The following is a 19,414-nucleotide window of genomic DNA, read 5'->3' as shown; positions in this document are numbered from 1 at the left end:
CCGTCGTGCACCTCGCCCCCACCGAACGCCAGCAGCGGCTACGCGCCGAACTCCGCACGTACTTCACCGCGTTGATGCCGGACGGACCACCCCGCGCGGACGACCCCCAGGGGCAGCGGGCCCTGCTTCGCCGTATCGGCGGCGACGGCTGGCTCGGTCTCGGGTGGCCGGTCGAGTACGGCGGTCAAGGGCGCGGCGCGGACGAGCAGTTCGTGTTCTTCGACGAGGCCTACCGGGCGGGCGCACCCGTCTCGATGGTCACCCTGAACACCGTCGGACCGACCCTCATGAAGTACGGCAGCGAGGAGCAGAAGACCACCCTCCTGCCGGGCATTCTGCGCGGGGAGGTCGTCTTCGCGATCGGTTACAGCGAACCGTCGGCCGGCACGGATCTCGCGTCACTGCGGACGCGGGCGGTACGGCGAGGGTCGGGTGCGTGTGCGGAGGCGGATGGGGATCGAAGTGACTGCGGCGGTGACGGCGATGGCGACTGGCTGATCGACGGGCAGAAGATCTTCACCTCCAACGCCCACAACGCCGACTGGATCTGGCTCGCCTGCCGCACCGACCCCGCGGCCCCCAAGCACCGCGGTATCTCGATCATCCTCGTCCCGACCGACGCGCCGGGCTTCTCGTGGACGCCGATCGAGACGGTGGGCGGGCAGCGGACGACGGCCACGTACTACGACGGCGTCCGGGTCCCGGCAGGCAACCTCGTCGGCGCGGAGAACGAGGGCTGGTCGCTCATCACCAATCAGCTCAACCACGAACGGGTCGCCCTCGCCGCGACCGGTATGCAGGCCGAGGACTTCTACTCGGCCGTGCTGACCGCCGCCCGCACCCCCGATCCGGTGACGGGGCGGCGCCGGGTTGACGAGCCGTGGGTGCGGGCGCAGTTGGCCGAGGCGCATGCCCGGCTGGCGGCAACACGCCTGCTCAACTGGCGTTTGGTGGGTGATGTGGGGGCGGGCCGGCTGGCGCCGGGCGACGCGAGTGGCGTGAAAGTGGTGGGAACCGAATCGACGGTGGCGGTGTACCGAATATGTCAGCACGTCGCCGGGACGGACGGATCGGCCGAACCGGACGGGTCGACAGGGCTGGCAGGACTGGTGCGTTCGGGATCGCCGGGCGTTTTCGGGGACGGCGAGCTGGAGCGGTTGAACAGGGCGGCGCAGATCAACACGTTCGGGGGCGGGGTGAGCGAGGTGCAGCGGGAGATCGTCGCGACGATGCGGCTCGGGATGACGAGGGGACGGCGGTGAGTGGCATGGGCGACCGGCGGGGGGCGGTGGTGAGTGCGTTGGGCGACCGACAGGGGGCGGCTGCGGTGAGCACGGCGGTCGACGAGCTGAGGGCGCGGCTCAAGGCGTACGAGGGGCGTGCGGCCGCCGTCGCCGGCGTGGGCAAGGACCCGGTCAACGAGCCGATGATCCGGCACTGGTGCGAGGCGATGGGAGACACCGATCCGGCGTACTCGGGCCCGGACACCATCGCCCCGCCCACCATGCTCCAGGCCTGGACCATGGGCGGCCTCTCCGGACACACGGGACGCACGGAGGCCTACGACGAGCTGTTCGACCTCCTCGACGAGGCGGGCTGCACCTCGGTGGTCGCCACCGACTGCGAGCAGGAGTATCTACGGCCCCTGCGACCGGGGGACGAGATCACCTTCGACGCGGTGATCGAGTCGGTGTCGGACCGCAAGACGACCAAGCTGGGCACGGGGTACTTCGTCACGACCCGCATGGACGTCCGGGTGGGCCAGGACCTCGCCGGCACCCACCGCTTCCGCATCCTCAAATACGCCCCCGCGCGACAGAAACAGCACGGGAAGCAGGACGGGAAGCAGGACGGGAAGCAGAGCGGCGAGGGGGCGCGTGCACGGCGGCCCCGCCCCGTCGTCAACCGGGACAACGCCGGCTTCTGGGAGGGCGTGGAGCACCACCGTCTCCTCATCCAGCGCTGCACGGAGTGCGGAACACCGCGCCACCCCTGGCTACCGGGCTGCAACGCCTGCGGCGGTCTGGACTGGGACACGGTCGAGGCGAGCGGCGAGGGGACCGTCTACTCGTACGTGGTGATGCACCACCCGCCCTTCCCCGCTTTCGACCCCCCTTACGCGGTGGGGCTGATCGAACTCGCCGAGGGCGTACGGATCGTGAGCAACGTGGTGGGTGTGCCGTACGACAAGGTCCGCATCGGGCTGCCGGTACGGCTCGAATTCCAGCGGTACGACGACGAGGACGGCCCACTCGTGCTCCCCGTCTTCCGGGCTCAGGAAGGTCGAGCCCATGAAGGTCGAGTCCAGGAAGGCCGAGAGGGCGGGGTGGGCTGACATGGACTTCACACCGACCGAGGAACAGGCGGCGGCCCGCGACCTGGCCGCCCGGATCTTCGGCGACCTCGCGACACCGGAGCGGCTCACGGCGGCCGGGACGGGGAGCGACCCCGAGTTGTGGAAGGCCCTGAGCGCGGCCGGACTGGTGGGCGCCGTCGAGGAGTTGGGCCTGCTCGGCCTCGTCCTCCTCCTGGAGGAACAGGGGCGGAGCACGGCTCAGGTGCCTTTCGCGTCGACCTGTGTGTACGGGCTGCTGGCGGTGGCGGCGCACGGTTCAGCCGAGCAGCGTGAGCGGTTGTTGCCGGGGATCGGGGACGGGTCGGTGGTGGTGTGCGGGGCGTTTCCGGCTCAAGGGGGTGTACGGGCCTCTGCGCGGGGGGAGTTGAGCGGGACGGTGCCTGTCGTCCCCTGGCTGCGTGATGCCACGCATGTCCTTGTCGCCGATGATCGGCGGAGGTTGTGGCTGACGCCGGTCGCGGACGGGACGCACATCGAGGCGGTCGAGCTCACGGCGCCTTGGTCGGCGGGGCGGTTGACGCTCGACGGGGCGGCGGCGGAGCGGCTGGGGGCGACCGACGCTCACTTCGGTGATGAGGTCCAGCAGCCTCCCTCCTACTCTTCCTCCCCCTACACCGACGTCCTGGCCACCGCCCGCACCGCGTTCGCCGGACTCCAGGCCGGGGTCTGCGCGGGCTCGCTCGCCCGGGCCGTGGCGCACACCAACACCCGGGAGCAGTTCGGGCGCCTGCTGGCCACGCGCCAGGCGGTCCAACTCCGTGCCGCGGACGCCCACATGGACATCGAGGCGATACGCGTGACGGCGTACGAGGCGGCCTGGCGGCGCGACGCCGGACTGCCGTACGCCACCCACGCACTGACCGCGGCCTGGTGGGCGTCGGAGGCGGGCACGCGTGTCGTCCACACGGGCCAGCATCTGCACGGCGGCGCGGGAGCCGACCTGGACCATCCGGTCCACCGGCACTTCCTGTGGGGCCGGCAGTTGGACGCGTACCTGGGCTGCGGGGGCGAAGTTCTCCAAGAACTGGGGGAGTTGATCGTGAACGAGGACAGCGAAGAGAACGAAAAGAGCTAAGAGAGCGAGGGATGACAGTGGAAGTACAGGTGCGGCCGGGTGCCGAACTCCCCCCGCTGGAGATCGAGATCACCCGCACCCTGATCGTCGCCGGAGCCATCGCCTCCCGTGACTACCAGGACGTGCACCACGACACGGAGTCGGCACGGCGGAGAGGGTCTCCCGACATCTTCATGAACATCCTGACGACGAACGGCCTGGTGGGCCGCTACATCACGGACCACTTCGGCCCGGGAGCGACCCTCCGCAAGGTGGCCATACGACTCGGCGCGCCCAACTACCCGGGCGACACCATGGTGTTGACGGGCCGGATCGAGAAGATCGACGGAGACACCGCGACGGTGAGCGTGCTCGGGGCGAACGGCATCGGCAGACATGTGGCCGGCACCGTCGTGGTCATGGTGCCGGGGGAGGCCGGGCGATGAGCACCCGTACCCGCGACACCCTCGGCGGGCGGGCCGCGATCGTCGGTATCGGGGCCACGGAGTTCTCCAAGCACTCGGGGCGCAGCGAGCTGCGGCTGGCCGTGGAGGCGGTGCGGGCCGCGCTGGCGGATGCGGGGCTGACACCGGCGGACGTGGACGGGATGGTCACGTTCACGATGGACACCAACCCGGAGATCACCGTGGCCCAGGCCTGCGGGATCGGCGAGCTGTCCTTCTTCTCCCGGGTCCACTACGGCGGCGGCGCGGCCTGTGCGACGGTCCAGCAGGCGGCGCTGGCGGTGGCGGCGGGGATCGCGGAGGTGGTGGTCTGCTACCGCGCGTTCAACGAGCGGTCGGGACGCAGATTCGGCTCGGGCGTGACGCACCGGGAGCCGTCGGCGGAGGGCGCGGCGCTCGGCTGGTCGCTGCCGTTCGGGCTGCTCACACCGGCGTCGTGGGTGGCGATGGCGGCGCAGCGCTATCTGCACACGTACGGGCTGACACCGGAGGCGTTCGGACAGGTGGCGGTGGTGGACCGCAAGTACGCGGCGACGAACCCGGCGGCGTACTTCCACGGCAGACCGATCACGCTCGCCGAGCACGCGGCCTCGCGCTGGATCGTGGAGCCGCTGAGGCTGCTGGACTGCTGCCAGGAGACGGACGGCGCGCAGGCGATCGTCGTCACGTCCGTGGAGCGGGCGCGTGACCTGCCGCGTCCGCCCGCGGTGATAGCGGCGGCGGCCCAGGGCGCAGGGCGGGCGCAGGAGCAGATGACCAGCTTCTACCGCGACGACCTGACCGGCCTGCCGGAGATGGGCGTGGTCGCCCGGCAGTTGTGGCGGACGGCGGGGTTCGGGCCCGAGGACATGGATGTGGCGATCCTGTACGACCACTTCACGCCGTTCGTGCTGATGCAGTTGGAGGAGTTCGGGTTCTGCGGGAAGGGGGAGGCGGCGGACTTCATGGCCGAGGAGCGGCTGCCGGTCAACACGCACGGGGGACAGCTCGGGGAGGCGTATCTGCACGGGATGAACGGGATCGCGGAAGGGGTCCGACAGGTGCGCGGCACCGCCGTGAACCAAATACCGGACGCCGGGCGGGTCCTGGTGACGGCGGGGACGGGCGTACCGACGTCCGGGCTGGTGCTCACGGGTGAGCCCCCAGGGGTAAACCCGCAGTACATGTGAGCCGCTCGTCCACCTTCAGGAGGTGGAGCCAGCCCCACCCCTACAACCTGAGGCGGAGTCTGCTTCGGGACCTGCGGCCGATCCGCCGGAGCGGCCATCGCTCATAGCGTGGAGCCATGACCACAGCAGTCTGCACCAGCGCGTCGAACGCCGCCGCAGGGCCCGCCCCCAGGGCGGCCGCACGGCCTGTCACGCGGCCCGCCGCACGGGCCTCGCAGACCCAGGCCCCGGCTCAGACCACCACGTACCCGTCGTTCTCGTCGTACGTGCGGGCCAGGCAGCCGGTGCTGCTGCGCACCGCACGGTCGCTGACCGCGAACCCGTGCGACGCCGAGGACCTGTTGCAGACCGCGCTGACCAAGACGTATGTCGCCTGGGAGCGGATCGAGGACCACCGGGCGCTGGACGGCTATGTGCGCCGGGCGCTGCTGAACACGCGGACCTCGCAGTGGCGCAAGCGCAAGGTCGACGAGTTCGCGTGCGAGGAGCTGCCCGAGCCGGAGACGGGCGTCGCCGCGGAGGACCCGGCCGAGCGGCAGGCGCTGCACGACGCGATGTGGCGGGCGATCGCGAAGCTGCCGGAGCGGCAGCGGGCGATGGTCGTCCTCAGGTACTACGAGGACCTCAGCGAGGTGCAGACGGCCGAGGTGCTCGGGGTGTCCGTGGGCACGGTGAAGTCGGCGGTGTCGCGGGCGCTGGGCAAGCTGCGCGAGGACCCCGAGCTGGACCTGGTTCGATAGCTCCTGTCAGTAGCAGCCGGACACGAGATGTGATCGATCACCCGGTCCCTAGTGACATACCGTGCGGTATGTGCGCAGAATCAGCGCAGCCCTTACTACCGCGCAGGCAATGCCGCCCCGGGAGGACGCCGTGCTGAGCACCATGCAGGACGTACCGCTGCTGATCTCCAGGATCCTGACCCACGGGTCGACGGTCCACGGAACATCGCAGGTGATCAGCTGGACCGGTGAGGGAGAGCCGCAGCGCCGTTCCTTCGCGGAGGTCGGTGCCCGCTCGGCCCAACTGGCGCACGCACTGCGCGAGGACCTGGGGGTGGCGGACGGCGAGCGGACGGCCACGCTCATGTGGAACAACGCCGAGCACGTCGAGGCCTACTTCGCGATCCCCGCCATGGGCGCGGTGCTGCACACGCTCAACCTCCGTCTTCCGGCGGAGCAGTTGGCGTGGATCGTGAACCACGCGGCGGACCGGGTGGTGATCGTCAACGGTTCGCTGATCCCGTTGCTCGCCCCCCTGCTGCCCAAGCTGCCGACGGTCGAGCACGTCGTCGTGTCCGGCCCCGGCGACCGCACGCCCCTCGAAGGCGCTCACGCCCGCGTGCACGAGTACGAGGAACTGATCGCGGGCAAGCCGACGACGTACGACTGGCCCGAGCTGGACGAACGCCAGGGCGCCGCCATGTGCTACACCTCCGGCACCACCGGCGACCCCAAGGGCGTGGTGTTCAGCCACCGTTCGATCTACCTGCACTCCATGCAGGTCAACATGACCCAGTCGATGGGTCTCACCGACCAGGACACCTCGCTGGTCGTAGTGCCCCAATTCCATGTAAATGCTTGGGGCCTCCCGCACGCCACCTTCATGACCGGCGTGAACATGCTGATGCCGGACCGCTTCCTGCAGCCCGCCCCGCTCGCCGAGATGATCGAGAGCCAGCGTCCGACGCACGCGGCGGCCGTGCCCACCATCTGGCAGGGCCTGCTCGCCGAGCTGACCGCGAAGCCGCGCGACGTCTCCTCGCTCACCCAGGTCACCATCGGCGGTTCGGCCTGCCCGCCCGCTCTGATGGAGGCCTTCGACAAACTGGGCATGAGGGTCTGCCACGCCTGGGGCATGACGGAGACGTCCCCGCTGGGCACGGTCTCCCGGCCGCCGGCCGAGGCGGTCGGCACCGAGCGGGAGTTCGAGTACCGGCTGACGCAGGGCCGTTTCCCGACGAGCGTCGAGGCCCGGCTCTCCGGCCCCGGCGGCGAGCGGCTGCCCTGGGACGGCGAGTCGGCGGGCGAGCTGGAGGTGCGCGGCCCGTGGATCGCCGGCGCCTACTACAACGGCCCGGACGCCGAACCCCTGCGCCCCGCCGACAAGTTCAGCGAGGACGGCTGGCTCAAGACGGGTGACGTCGGCACCATCTCCCCCGACGGTTTCCTCACCCTCACCGACCGGGCCAAGGACGTCATCAAGTCCGGCGGCGAGTGGATCTCCTCCGTCGACCTGGAGAACGCCCTGATGGCCCACCCGGACGTCACCGAGGCCGCCGTGGTCGCCGTACCGGACGAGAAGTGGGGGGAGCGTCCCCTGGCGACCGTCGTCCTCCGGGAAGGCTCCACCGCCGACTTCGAGTCCCTGCGCGCCTTCCTCGCCGACGAGGGCAAGATCGCCAAGTGGCAGCTCCCCGAACGCTGGACGATCATCGAGTCGGTCCCGAAGACGAGCGTGGGCAAGTTCGACAAGAAGGTGCTGCGCAGGCGGTACGCGGCCGGCGACCTGGACGTCACCAAGCTCTGAACCGCGAGCGCAGCAGGGTCAGTTGGTGCCGATCCGGGCCAGCAGGTCCACGATCCGCGACTGGACCTCCGTACTCGTCGACCGCTCGGCGAGGAAGAGGACGGTCTCCCCGGAGGCCAGTCGCGGCAGGTCGGCCTGGTCGACGGCGGCGGTGTAGACGACGAGCGGGGTGCGGTTGAGCTGCCCGTTCGCCCGCAGCCAGTCGACGATCCCGGCCCGCCGCTTGTGGACCTGCAACAGGTCCATCACCACGAGGTTGGGCCGCAACTGCCCCGCCAACGCCACCGCGTCCGCATCGCTCGCGGCCCGCGCCACCTGCATCCCGCGCCGCTCCAGCGTCGCGGTCAGCGCCAGCGCGATCTCCGCGTGCTCCTCGATCAGCAGCACCCGCGGCGGATGCTGCTCACTGTCCCGGGGTGCGAGCGCCTTCAGCAGAACGGCGGGATCGGCGCCGTAGGCCGCCTCGCGCGTCGCCTGCCCGAGACCGGCCGTGACGAGCACGGGCACCTCGGCCGCGACGGCCGCCTGCCGCAGGGACTGGAGCGCGGTCCGGGTGATCGGCCCGGTCAGCGGGTCCACGAACAGCGCCGCCGGGAACGCGGCGATCTGCGCGTCGACCTCCTCGCGCGAGTGCACGATGACGGGCCGGTACCCGCGGTCGCTCAGCGCCTGTGTGGTCGTCACGTCCGGCGCGGGCCACACCAGCAGCCGACGCGGATTGTCGAGCGGCTCGGGCGGCAGCTCGTCGTCGAGCGGCTGCGGCCTCGGCGTGTCCGCGATCTCCACGGCCCCGCCCGGCCCGTCCAGCGGCTCGGGCCCCTCGGCCGCGTTCTCGTCCGGTGCTCCTATGGCGTACGACCGCCCGGCACCCTCGGTCAACTGCGCCAGCCGGGACTGCCCGGCCATCGAGGGCTGCGCCTGCTCACCCTGGGGATGCGGCCGGGCCGCCTGCTCCGGCGCCCCGCCGGTGGCGGGCTCGGGCCGCGTTCCCAACTTCCTACGGCGCCCGCCACCACCCGGCTGATGCGGCGGAGGCGTGGCGGTCGGCTGCTGCACCTGAGCCGCCTGCCGCGTGAAGGGCACCCCCTGCCCCAGCGTCCGCACACTGATCGCCCGCCCCTGAGTGGAGTTGGGATCAACAGCCGCGCCGGCCTCGGCGGGCAACGGCTGAGCGGCCCGCGCCTGCGCGGCGACGGGGGTCCCCGGCGCCGGGGTGTGCGGCTGCGCGTTCGGCTCCGGGTGCGGCGCTACGGCGGGGTCGGGTGCCGGGGTCCCGGCGGGACCGCCCGCAGCCGGGGCGGGGTTCGGCTGCCCGGCGGGCAACGCCTGCTGCGGAACCGCCTCACCGGGATGCCCCTGAGCCGGACCGACGCCCTGCCCGGGGATCCCGTGCGGGGAGACGGCCTGCCCCTGGGTGTCCTGCGCGGGGTGCCCCTGGGCGGGCGCGGGTTGACCGGGAATGCCCTGGGGCGAGACCGGCTGCCCCGGGATTCCCTGCGGCGGAATCGGCTGGCCCGGGATTCCCTGAGGTGCGACCGGCTGGCCGGGACCGCTCTGCGGGGCAGCCGCCTGGCCGGGGATGCCCTGGCCGGGAGCCGCCTCCGCGGGGAGCGGCAGTGGCTGGGCCGCGGGCGTCTGCCCGGCGGCGGGGAGGTTCTGCGCGGGGGCGAGTTGCATGGCGTTCCCGGGCACCGGCTGACCGGCGACGGACGAACCGGCGACCGGCTGCGCCCCGCCCTGCTGCCGACCCGCTACCGCCTGCCCGGGCACCGAGGGGGCGACCCCGGTCTGCGACGGAACGGCCTGCCCCTGACCCGCCGTACCCTGCGCCGGAACCACCGCGCCGGCCGCCTGGGCCGGCACCGACTCCTGCGACTGCGGCTGGGCCACGGCCCGGCGCCGACGGCCGGTGGGCGCGTTCGCGGGGTGCGGCTGCGGCGGGGTGTGGTCCTCGGACTGGTCGTGCGGAACGGCGTCGTGCCGCCCCTCGTCACCGGCGACCTGCGCGGGCGCGGCCACCTCGGGCGTCCGGTCGGCCTCGGCCGGCGGCAGCGCGAACACCGTACGGGCGCCCGCCTCCTGCGCGGCGGCCCGCTCGGCCGCGGCCGCGAGCGCGCGCCTACGACGTCCGGTCGGCTGCCCGTCCTCGCCGGTGGAACCGTCAGAGGTACCGCCCGAGGGCAACGCGGGCGGCAGCGCCTGGCGTTCGCCGGGCGCGGGCACGCCCTGCGGCGGCACCGTCCCGCCCAGGCCGTTGCCCGCGGCCGCGGTGCCGGCGGCATGCTCGGCCGCCGTCATCACGGCACCCTCGGACACGCCCTCCGCGTCCTCGTCGGACAGGTCACCGGCCGCGACCTCGGCCGCCCGCCCGCGCCGCCGCCCGGTACCGCTGGACGCGCCGTCGCCGCCCGGCTCCTCGCCCGCCCGCCTTCTGCGCCGCCCGGTGGGCACCGCGGCCTCGCCACCGGAGTCGTCGGTGGCGGCGCCCGGAACCTCGCTCTCCAGGAAGGCGTCGACGGAGGACCGCCGGGCCCGCCGCCGCCCGCCGCTGCCCGAGGCCTGCTCGGGTACGGCGAGTTCGGCACCGCCGGCCGCGGCCGGCACGGCGACCGCACCCGCCCCGCCGCCGATCGGAACCTCCAGGACGTACGAGCTGCCGCTCATCCCCGGCACGTCGTGCGTCTGCAGCACACCGCCGTGCGCCCGGACGATCCCGCGCACGATCGGCTCGTGCACCGGGTCTCCCCCGGCGTACGGCCCGCGCACCTCGATCCGTACGACCTCGCCGCGCTGCGCCGCCGCCACGACGACCGTGTTGTCCATGTAACCGCCCGCCGACGCGGGCGAGTTGCCGGTCGCGTCGACACCGGCGACGTCCGCGACCAGGTGGGCGAGCGCGGTGGCGAGGAGGACGGGGTCGACCTCGGCCTCGATGGGCGGCGCGTGCACGGCGAACTGCACCCGGCCGGGCCCGATCAGTTCGACGGCCCCGTCGACACCGGCGGCGACGACGGCGTCGAGCATGACCTTCGTACGCGAGACGCCCTCGGCGCCGGTCTCCAGCCGCTGATAGCCGAGCACGTTGTCGATGAGCTGGGTGATGCGCGAGTAGCCCGCCGAGAGGTGGTGCAGGACCTGGTTGGCCTCGGGCCACAGTTGCCCGGCGTCGTCGGCGGCCAACGCGGCCAGTTCCCGGCGCAGTTCGTCGAGGGGGCCGCGCAGCGAGCGGCCGAGCAGCGTGAGCAGTTGCTCGTGCCGTGCGGCCAGTTCCTCGAAGCGGTCCTTCTCCCGCTCGCCGAGCGCGGCGTACCGCTCCTCGTTCGCCGCGAGCTCCTCCTCGTGCTGCTCCTGGAGCTCCTCGATCTCGGAGATGTGCTTCTGGCGCAGGGCGGTCAGCTCGGAGGAGTGCTCCTCGTCGATCCGCTCCAGCTCGTCCCGGTGCAGCTTGTCGGCGGCCTCCTTCTCCTCGGCGAGCGAGTCGTAGGGCCGCCGGTCGGTGAAGGTCATCACGGCGCCGACGAGCTGGTCGCCGTCGCGCACGGGCGCGGTGGTCAGGTCGACGGAGACCCGGTCCCCGTTCTTGGCGAACAGCACCTGCCCGCGCACCCGGTGCTTGCGCCCGGAGCGCAGGGTGTCGGCGAGCGGCGACTCCGCGTACGGGAACGGCGAGCCGTCGGGGCGCGAGTGCAGCACGAGGGTGTGCAGTTCCTTGCCGCCGAGATCGCTGGCGCGGTACCCGAGGATCTGCGCGGCGGCCGGATTGACGAGCACGACCCGTCCGTCCGTGTCCGTTCCTACGACGCCCTCGGCGGCGGCGCGCAGGATCATCTCGGTCTGCCGCTGCGAACGGGCCAGTTCGGCCTCGGTGTCGACGGTGCCGGAGAGGTCGCGGACGACGAGCATCAGCAGTTCGTCGGCGGTGTAGCCGTAGCCGTCGTAGGCCTGCTGGCCGTCTTCGAGGTTGGCGCTGGTGACCTCGACGGGGAACTCGGAGCCGTCGGTGCGGCGGGCGGTCATCCGGGTGGGCTTGGTCCGGCCGCGCGGGTCCATCGAGTCGGGGCGCCGCATGGAACCGGGGATGAGCCGGGAGTCGAACTCCGGCAGCAGATCCAGCAGTCCGCGTCCGACGAGCGCGGTGCCCGGCGCCTCGAACGCCTCCAGCGCGATGGTGTTCGCGTTGACGACCGTCCCGTTGGCGTTGACCAGCACCAACGCGTCCGGGAGCGCGTCGAGTATGGCTGCGAGGCGAGCAGCGCCTCGGGATGGCCTGCTGCTCACGAGACGCTTCCTCCCTGTTACCGCACCTTTCCGACCGCGGAGGCCATCTTGCCAACCTGCCCGCGACGTGTCACGCGAGGGAGTCTAAGGGCAGTCGTTGTGCTCGCGGAGTGAGATGAGAGGGAGGTCGCACGGTGAAGTGACGTAGAACGTGTGACCGACCGTCGTCGGCCCCCTACCGATGGAGGTCGGGCAGCAGCGGGACCATTCCGTTCCAGCGGGAGATCTCGCAGCCGTTGCCGCGGTCGTACGTGGTGTCGACGGGGCGTCCGGCCCAGGTGCCGGTGACATGGGCGGTGGCGGGGCCGCCGTAGATCATCGTGCACATGCTGTCCGGGGGCACCGGTGCGAAGGGGTCCTTTCCCCACCGGGTGTTGCGGGTGACGGCCTCGCACGCGCCGTTGACGTCCGGGTGGGTGCCGCCGTCGGGATGGCAGTACAGGTCGTACGTCCCGTCCGCCGAGCCGCCCGCGTGCCGGACGGTGACGGTGAGATGGTCGCCGCCGGACTGGTCCTCGTCATGGACGGGCGGTGGCGCGAGGGTGCGGTGAGCCGCCGGGGACGCGGCGGCGGGCACGGAGGCCAGCGAGCCGACGGTGGCGGCGGAGGCGGCGGCGATCACGAGGAAACGGTTGACCTGCGACATGACCTGACTAACGCCGGCCGCCCCCGGACGTTGCGGACCCGACGGCCGGCGGGAACTGCTTTGCCCTGCGGGCCGACTGCCTAGTACCGTGGGAGGCGATTGGTGACAGCGCGCTCATCTGTGTCATCATCTGCACGCACCTTCCGCGCTCGCGCGGGTGGTTGTGCTGGAGGCGTCGCCTAGTCCGGTCTATGGCGCCGCACTGCTAATGCGGTTTGGGACGCAAATCCCATCGAGGGTTCAAATCCCTCCGCCTCCGCGCAAGATCATCGGAGCCCCGGTCCACAGGACCGGGGTTTCGTCGTTTTCGCAGGTCACAATGGCTGCGGCTAACGGATTTCACATGGCGGCGGCAGTCATGTAATGTTCTTCCTGTCGCCGCGAGCGGGCCGGAAGGGCCGGGAGCGGCAAAGGAAAACAAGAGAAAACAAGCACTCGTAGCTTAACGGATAGAGCATCTGACTACGGATCAGAAGGTTGCAGGTTCGAATCCTGCCGAGTGCACAGCAGGCCGAAGGCCCCGGAGCGATCCGGGGCCTTCGGTGTTTCTGGGGCGTCGGTCAATGAGTCATGAGTCGGGTGTCCGGTCAGTCGTTTCGTGTTCTGGGCGGTCCTGCGGTGCCTGCCTTGAGGCGGTGTCTGAGGACGAGGGCCCACCAGAGGAAGCCGATGGCGAGCACGACCGTCACGGTCACCGCGTTCTGGTTGTTCTCCTCGGGGATGGTCAGGGCCGCGATGACCGCCAGGCACCAGAGCAGTGCGATGGCGACGACCGGGTTCAGCCAGCGGCCGAGGTCGAAGACGCCGTCGGTGGCGCGCGGGATGGTCTTCCGTTTCTCCGCGATGGCTGTCGCGATCATGGTGAGGGCGTAGGTCAGGTAGTAGGTGAGCCCGATCATCGCGTAGATCTTGCCGACCAGGCCGGAGTTGAGCAGGTTGAGGCCGATCGCCACGACCGTCACGAGGATGATGGCTGGTACGGGGGCTTTGGTGCGCCTGCCCACTCGTTGGAGGCCCTTGGACGCGGGCAGCATGTTGTCGCGTGACAGCGCGAACGTCATCCGGGTGGCCACCGCCATGTTGGCGATGAGGCAGGCGAAGATCGACGCGAACGCGACCACGATCATCAGGGCTCTGGCGAACGGTCCGACCTGTTCGGAGATCAGTTTCAGGACCGGGTTCTCGGAGCCGGTCAGGAAGGTCGCCGGGCCGGTGGGCATGGCGAGGGCCAGGAGGGCGAACACCACGAAGCCGATGACGCCGGAGACCACCACGGAGCGGAACATGGCCCGGGGTGCCGCCTTGCGCGGATTGACGGTCTCCTCCGCGAGGTCCGCCGCGCCCTCCCAGCCGAGCAGGACGTAGACGGGCAGCAGGGCCCCCAGCGCGATGCTGCTCAGCGTGATCGGGTGTCCGTCCAGCGGGTGGGTGTCCGTGAGGATCTTCAGGCCCTGGGTGTGGTCGAAGAAGACCAGTACGCCGGCCGCCAGCACCACGACCAGGACGACCGTGCCGATCAACTCGACGGACGCGCCGATGTTGTTGACGCGGGTGGCGATCTTCACTCCGACGATGTTGAGCACCGCGACCACCAGCGTGCAGCCGATGGACAACGCCTGTATCTGATGGGTCGTCGGGTGGTCCCAGATCTCCGGAGCGAACACCGTGCCGAGGGCCGCCGCGGTTCCCGCCGTGCCGGCGAGGAACGAGATCAGCGCGATCCAGCCGGTGAACCAGCCGAAGTTCGGCCCCACCAGCCGGCTCGACCACTGGTAGGCGTAGCCGGTGATCGGCATCCGCCCGGACAGGTGCGCGTAGACCGCGACGAGGGTGAGCACCATCGGGGTGACCAGCAGCCACAGCAGGACGGCGGCGCCGCCGATGCGGTTGAACGGGTCGGTGAACAGGGTGACGATCCCGGTGTTGATGGAGACCATCGAGAACGCCAGCGCGAAGGCGGTGAAGGAGCTCATCGACCGGTTGAGCTGCTGGCCGTAGCCGAGTGCCGCGAGATCGTCGGAGTCTGACCGTGTCGCCTCGGGTGGTCTTTCGTCGGTGGTCATCAGGGTGCTCCCGTTCCGTTCTCGACGAGGGTCAGGACCTCGTCGAGGACGTCGAGGGCGGTGCTCAGATGCTCGCGGCTGATGTCGAGCGGAGGCTTGATCTTGATCAGGTTGCCCAGGCCGCCGTACCGGCTCTCGCCGAGGATGACGCCGCGTTCCTGCGCCAGCTCGAACACCGCGTGCGCTTCGGTCCTCGCCGGCTCCTTGGTGACCCGGTCACGGACGAGTTCGATCGACACCATGAGACCCGGGGACCGCACCTCACCGATGAGCGGGTGACGCTTCTGCATCTCCAGGAGGCGCTCGGTCGCGTACCTGCCGTGTTCGGCCGCCCGGGAACACAGGTCGTCGGCGATGATCGCCTGCACGGCGGCGAGCCCGGCGGCGATCGAGATCGGGAACTGACCGAAGGTGAGCTGGTCGTCGCCCGCGAGGAACTTGGCGAAGCGCTTCTTCGCCAGCACCCCGGCAAGCGGGAAGCCGCCGCCGACGCCCTTGCCGAAGACCAGCACGTCGGGCTCGATGCCGTAGTAGTCGCTCGCCCACATCCGACCGGTGCGGCCCAGCCCCGTCTGCACCTCGTCGATGATGAGCATGATGCCGTACTCGTCGCAGATCTCGCGGATGCCCTGGTGCCAGCGCGCGGAGAACTCGTTGTGGCCGCCGTTGCCCTGGATGGGCTCGTAGATCAGGGCGGCGACGGGCCCCTCGGTGCCCTTGGTGAGGATGTCGCGGATCAGCCGGAGCGAGAGTTCGGTGTCCTGCCCGGTGCTCAGGCCCTGGCGCGGACGGTAGAGGTCCGGGCGCGGGAGGCGCAGGAACTGGGGCTGGAGGATCCCGAAGACGTTGCCGGGGTGCGGCCAGCTCGCCGCCATCGTGGTGAGGGAACGGCCGTGGTACGCGTCGTGCAGGACGGCGACGTGCCGGGCGTCGGGGCGGTTGCGCAGGGCGAGCTTCAGTGCCATCTCGACGGCCATGGAGCCGTGCAGGGTGAAGCCGACGCGGTCCAGGCCCTCCGGTGCGATCGACACCAGGAGCTCCGCCAGCTCCAGCAGCGCCGGGGTGTGGAAGGTGGGGCGCGCATGCGTGATCTGCCGGGTCTGCTCGATCGCCGCTTCGATGACCCGCGGGTCGTTCGCGCCGAGGTTGTTCGACCAGGCCTGCGCCGTACAGTCGATGTATTCCTTGCCGTTCTCGTCCCACACGAGGGAGCCGAGCGCCTTGACGAGGGTCAGCTTGTCCGGGTCGCCGCCCGCCGGCTCGTGGAGCAGGGCCTCCCGGCCCCGGGCGTGGGTCTCGGTCTGATAGGTGAGCATGTCGGTCACGTTGTCTCCGCCTCGGGGATGCATCGGGGATGCTCGGGGATGTGAGCTGCGTCATGACGAGCTGCCTCATGCGGCAGCGTAGGAAGCGGCCCCGGCGGTTGTGAAAGACCAAATACCGTACACTTTATAGATGGCGTCTATTAATGTGGAGTTTCGGCACCTGCGGGCCTTTGTGGCCGTCGCGCAGACCATGAACTTCACCCGCGCCTCCGAGCAACTTCACATCGCCCAGCCGTCGTTGAGCCACACCATCCGCCAGCTCGAAGGCCAACTCGGTTTCCGCCTCTTCGCTCGCACCACCCGTGCGACGGCCCTCACGCCCGACGGCGAGCAGTTCCTCGCCGAGGCGAAGGCCGTCCTGGAGCGGTTCGACCTCGCGATGGAACGGTCCTCGCGCATCGCCGGCGGTGAACTCGGCCGGCTGCGGGTCGGCTACCTCATCGGTGCGGCCGTCGAGCAGGTACCGGCGATCCTGCGCGCGTTCGACGAGCGGTATCCCGAGGTCACCGTCGAGCTGACCGAGTACGACTTCGCCTCGCCGGGCGGCGGGCTGGACAGCGGGGAGACGGACGTGGCCCTGGTCCGGCCGCCACTGGAGGGCGTGGCGGACGCGGTCACCACCACTCTGCTCAGCGAGCGGTGCGTGGCGTGCGTGTCCGAGCGGCACCCGTTCGCGGCCCTGCCGAAGGTGACCGTGGCGCAGTTGCTGACGGAACCCATCGTCGCGGCACCCGGCGACAACGTCTGGCGCGACTACTGGATCCTCGCGTCCCACCGCGAAACACCGGCCCACGTCGCCCATGAGGCGGCCACGTTCGAGGCCGAGCTGCAGTCCGTGGCCATCGGTCGCGGGGTCTCCGTCGTTCCCGCGTCGATCGCGCGTCTCTACGCCCGCCCCGGCGTGCGGTTCGTGCCCATCGAAGGCATGGACGACTGCGAGGTCGCCGCCGTGCGCCGCCGGGACGCGCCCCGCGCCGCCGAGAACTTCGCGCGCGTCGCCCAGGAGACGGTCCTGGCCGCGGGAACCGGCTGACGAGGTGTTCACCACCGTTGGCGATGCCTTCGGAAGTGGGCGGAGCCCGCGTCACGCGCTGTCCGGACCTGCGGATCGGAAGGTCGCGGGTTCCGGTCCTGCCGAATGCGCGGCGATGTGGGACCCGGAGTGATCCGGAGCCGCTCGCGTTTCCGCAGGACAGGCCCCCTCGGCACGGTCCGCGACTAGGTTGTGATGAACAAGCGATGTGGACGGCCTCAGCGGGAGGCCTGTCAAGGCCCATACTGGAAGCAATGACAAAGCCAGCTGCACCGAAGCGCTATTTGCCCACCAGCCCCTTCAAAGCCCCGGCCGCGCCGTCCCCGAAGCACTTCGCGGTGGGCGACCAGGTCACACACGACATGTACGGCCTCGGCCGGGTCATCGGCATCGAGGACGGAATCGCGGTGCTCGTCGACTTCGGGTCGGTCCAGGAGCGCATCCTGAGTCCGTACGCCAAGATGAGCAAGCTGTAGGACCGCAGTGCCCGGTCACGGCACACCAGGTCCCAGCGGCCTGTATCGAACGGGAGACCTCTCATCGATCTGACCTCGTTGTTCTCCGCCCCGGAGGGGGCGTCCCGCCACCCCAGCGCGGGATCGCCCCCTCCGGCGACGAACCCCTTCCAGGCCCCGGACTTCGGGGAGGACGACACCCTGTCACTCGACGACGGGCAGACCTCCTTCTCCGACCTGGACGAGACCTACCGCAGGGCGGGTTAGTCGGGGCGGGCCGGTCCGACCGGTGCGGTGACACCCCTCAACACCGATAACACCCTCAACACCGATCGATACGGATCGACATCGATCGAGTCGTCATGGGCTGGGCTTCCCCTGACCGCGTCCGGCGAAGCCCATCGACGACGAGCGGGTCTACTTCGATCATGACCGCCCATCGTCAACAGCACACCGCCTACTGGACCCGGTACTTCGCCGACCGTGGTCACGAGGGTGTCCGGCCGCTCGCCGCGGGGGTCGAGGGTGCTGTGCATCTGCTCGGTGACGGCACCGTCGCCAAGGTGTGGAGCGGGCGGCGGCCGGCCGGGGTGGGGCTCGTGCGGCAGGTCTACGAGGACATCGCCCGGCAGTCGGCGTCGTTGCCCTTCGTCACGCCGGAGATCCTCGCCGTGGAGGAGCACGAGGGCGTTCTGGTGACCTATGAACGCGAGCTGCGCGGGGTACCTCTGCGGGCCGACTCGGCGGTCGTGGCGCCGGAGAGGGAACTGCCCGCGAGGGAGACCGGCGCCCTGCTGACGGTGCTGCGCGGCCTGGCCGCCGTACCCGGCACCGAAGCCATGCGGCGCCTCACCGTGCAGGGTGACGACCGCCCCCTCTGGGACGGGCACGCCCGCTTCCCCGACGCGCTCGCCGCCCTCGTCCTGCGTGCCGTCCGCCGGCACGGGGACCTGCTGGCCGCTCAGGTCCCCGACCTCGCGGCCGTCGTGCGGCGTACGACGGAGTCGCTGGTGGCGCTCTCCGACAGCCAGGCCGTCACCGTCGTGCACGGCGATCTCGTGCCGCCGAACATCCACGTCGACGACGCCGGTGCCCCTACGGCCGTACTCGACTTCGGGTTCTTCACCACGGCCGGCGACCCGGCGTTCGAGGCCGCCGTGACCGCCTCCGTGTGGGACATGTACGGGCCGCACGCGGAGTGGCACACCGTCACCCTCACCCGTCTGTTCGCCGCGGAGCTCCATCACTCCCCGGACACGCTCGCCCTCTACCAGCGCGCGTACGCGCTGTCGACGTACGACCTGTTCTCCTCGGACGGCGGTGACGGCCACTTCCGTTGGTGCGCCGGGCTGTTGAGGCGACCGGCCCCTTAGGCCGCCGCGCTGAACGCGGGCGTTGCCGCCGTCGGTCGTACCGGGATCGCGACCGGGGTCGAAGGCGTGGTCGTCCGCGGAGTGCGGTCGGTGAAGACGAACAGGCGGAGGACGAGGAAGCGGCCGATGCCGGCGAGGCCCGAGGCGCTGAGGTAGACGATCTGTTCCGTCAGCATGCCGGGTGAGGGCTGGACGGTGTGGAGGACGAGGATCGCCGCTGAGGTCGCCGCGTAGGCCGCCGTGGCCGAACCCGCCGACTGCCAGTGCTCGCGCCAGCCGGGGCGGCGGCCGGTGCCGAAGGTGAACAGGGCGTGCAGCTCGGTGCAGAGGACGGTCGAGGCGACCGTGATCAGCGCGTTCGCCGCCGCCCAGGGCATCAGCGCGGCGAGCAGCGGTACCGCGGCGCTGGAGAGGACCCCGACACCGCCGCCGCAGACCACGAACCTGACGAAGGACGCGAACGGGCCGGGCGCTGCCGGAGCCGTCTCGTGGGTCGTCCCGGTCGCCGTTCCCCGCTTCGGTGAGAGCAGCGACTTCATGGGATTCCCCTCCGTACGGCGGCCGTTCGACCTGTGCCGGTCCTCTTGACCGGCTGAGATCAACGATGCCGTCGTACGCCTCCGGGCACGATGAAGCACTCTCCCGAACCCTTGGTGTAGCGGGCTGTACCAC

At 71.0% G+C, this 19,414-nt stretch carries 16 protein-coding genes and 2 tRNA genes; 13 read left to right on the top strand and 5 right to left on the bottom strand.

The window, feature by feature from the left end; genetic code table 11:
* Window positions 1-5 precede the first annotated feature (5 nt).
* The 7 genes from AB0M63_RS10945 (at window position 6) to AB0M63_RS10915 (ending at window position 7,569) form a co-directional block, all read left to right on the top strand.
* Window positions 6-1,262, top strand: coding sequence for an acyl-CoA dehydrogenase family protein (locus tag AB0M63_RS10945; protein WP_366019158.1), 1,257 nt, complete (start codon window positions 6-8; stop codon window positions 1,260-1,262).
* Window positions 1,263-1,327: 65 nt separating this feature from the next.
* Window positions 1,328-2,335: a bifunctional MaoC family dehydratase N-terminal/OB-fold nucleic acid binding domain-containing protein gene (locus AB0M63_RS10940; RefSeq protein ID WP_366019157.1), complete on the top strand. Its 1,008-nt coding sequence runs from the start codon at window positions 1,328-1,330 to the stop codon at window positions 2,333-2,335.
* Between the two features lies 1 nt (window position 2,336).
* On the top strand, window positions 2,337-3,431 hold the full coding sequence (locus AB0M63_RS10935; RefSeq protein ID WP_366019156.1) for an acyl-CoA dehydrogenase family protein: 1,095 nt from the start codon (window positions 2,337-2,339) through the stop codon (window positions 3,429-3,431).
* A gap of 29 nt (window positions 3,432-3,460) precedes the next feature.
* Window positions 3,461-3,856 (top strand): MaoC family dehydratase, encoded by a 396-nt coding sequence (locus tag AB0M63_RS10930; protein WP_355910829.1) that lies wholly within the window; start codon window positions 3,461-3,463, stop codon window positions 3,854-3,856.
* Complete coding sequence (locus AB0M63_RS10925) at window positions 3,853-5,043, top strand: lipid-transfer protein (RefSeq protein WP_366019155.1); 1,191 nt, start codon at window positions 3,853-3,855, stop codon at window positions 5,041-5,043. Before AB0M63_RS10930 ends, AB0M63_RS10925 begins: the two co-directional genes overlap by 4 nt.
* 116 nt (window positions 5,044-5,159) lie before the next feature.
* On the top strand, window positions 5,160-5,783 hold the full coding sequence (locus tag AB0M63_RS10920) for a SigE family RNA polymerase sigma factor (RefSeq protein ID WP_355910510.1): 624 nt from the start codon (window positions 5,160-5,162) through the stop codon (window positions 5,781-5,783).
* Window positions 5,784-5,892: 109 nt separating this feature from the next.
* Window positions 5,893-7,569 (top strand): long-chain fatty acid--CoA ligase, encoded by a 1,677-nt coding sequence (locus AB0M63_RS10915; protein ID WP_366019154.1) that lies wholly within the window; start codon window positions 5,893-5,895, stop codon window positions 7,567-7,569.
* A gap of 18 nt (window positions 7,570-7,587) precedes the next feature.
* On the opposite strand, the gene AB0M63_RS10910 is transcribed toward AB0M63_RS10915, so the two are convergent.
* Together AB0M63_RS10910 and AB0M63_RS10905 are read right to left on the bottom strand one after the other, a co-directional pair.
* On the bottom strand, window positions 7,588-11,847 hold the full coding sequence (locus AB0M63_RS10910) for a PAS domain-containing protein (protein ID WP_366019153.1): 4,260 nt from the start codon (window positions 11,845-11,847) through the stop codon (window positions 7,588-7,590).
* A 175-nt stretch (window positions 11,848-12,022) separates the two neighbouring features.
* Window positions 12,023-12,493: an SSI family serine proteinase inhibitor gene (locus AB0M63_RS10905; protein ID WP_366019152.1), complete on the bottom strand. Its 471-nt coding sequence runs from the start codon at window positions 12,491-12,493 to the stop codon at window positions 12,023-12,025.
* 168 nt (window positions 12,494-12,661) lie between these two features.
* Here AB0M63_RS10905 and AB0M63_RS10900 point away from each other — a divergent pair.
* A tRNA-Ser gene (locus tag AB0M63_RS10900) sits at window positions 12,662-12,752 on the top strand.
* Between the two features lie 172 nt (window positions 12,753-12,924).
* A tRNA-Arg gene (locus AB0M63_RS10895) sits at window positions 12,925-12,997 on the top strand.
* A gap of 83 nt (window positions 12,998-13,080) precedes the next feature.
* Here AB0M63_RS10895 and AB0M63_RS10890 read toward each other — a convergent pair.
* Both AB0M63_RS10890 and AB0M63_RS10885 read right to left on the bottom strand, forming a co-directional pair.
* The gene (locus tag AB0M63_RS10890; protein ID WP_355910522.1) at window positions 13,081-14,556 is read right to left on the bottom strand and encodes an amino acid permease; all 1,476 of its coding nucleotides are present in this window, start codon (window positions 14,554-14,556) and stop codon (window positions 13,081-13,083) included.
* Window positions 14,556-15,872, bottom strand: a complete 1,317-nt coding sequence (locus AB0M63_RS10885; protein ID WP_366019473.1) for an aminotransferase class III-fold pyridoxal phosphate-dependent enzyme — start codon at window positions 15,870-15,872, stop codon at window positions 14,556-14,558. Before AB0M63_RS10885 ends, AB0M63_RS10890 begins: the two co-directional genes overlap by 1 nt.
* Before the next feature lie 139 nt (window positions 15,873-16,011).
* Between AB0M63_RS10885 and AB0M63_RS10880 the strand changes: the two genes are divergently transcribed.
* From AB0M63_RS10880 to AB0M63_RS10865, 4 genes are all read left to right on the top strand, one after another.
* The gene (locus AB0M63_RS10880) at window positions 16,012-16,914 is read left to right on the top strand and encodes a LysR family transcriptional regulator (protein WP_355910525.1); all 903 of its coding nucleotides are present in this window, start codon (window positions 16,012-16,014) and stop codon (window positions 16,912-16,914) included.
* A gap of 254 nt (window positions 16,915-17,168) precedes the next feature.
* Window positions 17,169-17,390, top strand: a complete 222-nt coding sequence (locus AB0M63_RS10875) for a hypothetical protein (protein ID WP_355910528.1) — start codon at window positions 17,169-17,171, stop codon at window positions 17,388-17,390.
* Window positions 17,391-17,468: 78 nt separating this feature from the next.
* A complete protein-coding gene (locus AB0M63_RS10870; protein ID WP_355910531.1) occupies window positions 17,469-17,636 on the top strand; it encodes a hypothetical protein in 168 nt (55 codons plus the stop codon).
* A gap of 161 nt (window positions 17,637-17,797) precedes the next feature.
* Window positions 17,798-18,742, top strand: coding sequence for an aminoglycoside phosphotransferase family protein (locus AB0M63_RS10865; protein ID WP_366019151.1), 945 nt, complete (start codon window positions 17,798-17,800; stop codon window positions 18,740-18,742).
* Here the strand turns inward: AB0M63_RS10865 and AB0M63_RS10860 are convergent.
* Window positions 18,739-19,281, bottom strand: a complete 543-nt coding sequence (locus AB0M63_RS10860) for a GtrA family protein (protein WP_366019150.1) — start codon at window positions 19,279-19,281, stop codon at window positions 18,739-18,741. The genes AB0M63_RS10865 and AB0M63_RS10860 overlap by 4 nt on opposite strands.
* Window positions 19,282-19,414 lie beyond the last annotated feature (133 nt).

This window comes from Streptomyces sp. NPDC051576 (genome assembly GCF_040681835.1).
Taxonomy (GTDB): Bacteria; Actinomycetota; Actinomycetes; order Streptomycetales; family Streptomycetaceae; genus Streptomyces.
Note: the sequence above shows the minus strand (reverse complement) of the source record. Positions and strands in the feature narration are given on the sequence as shown.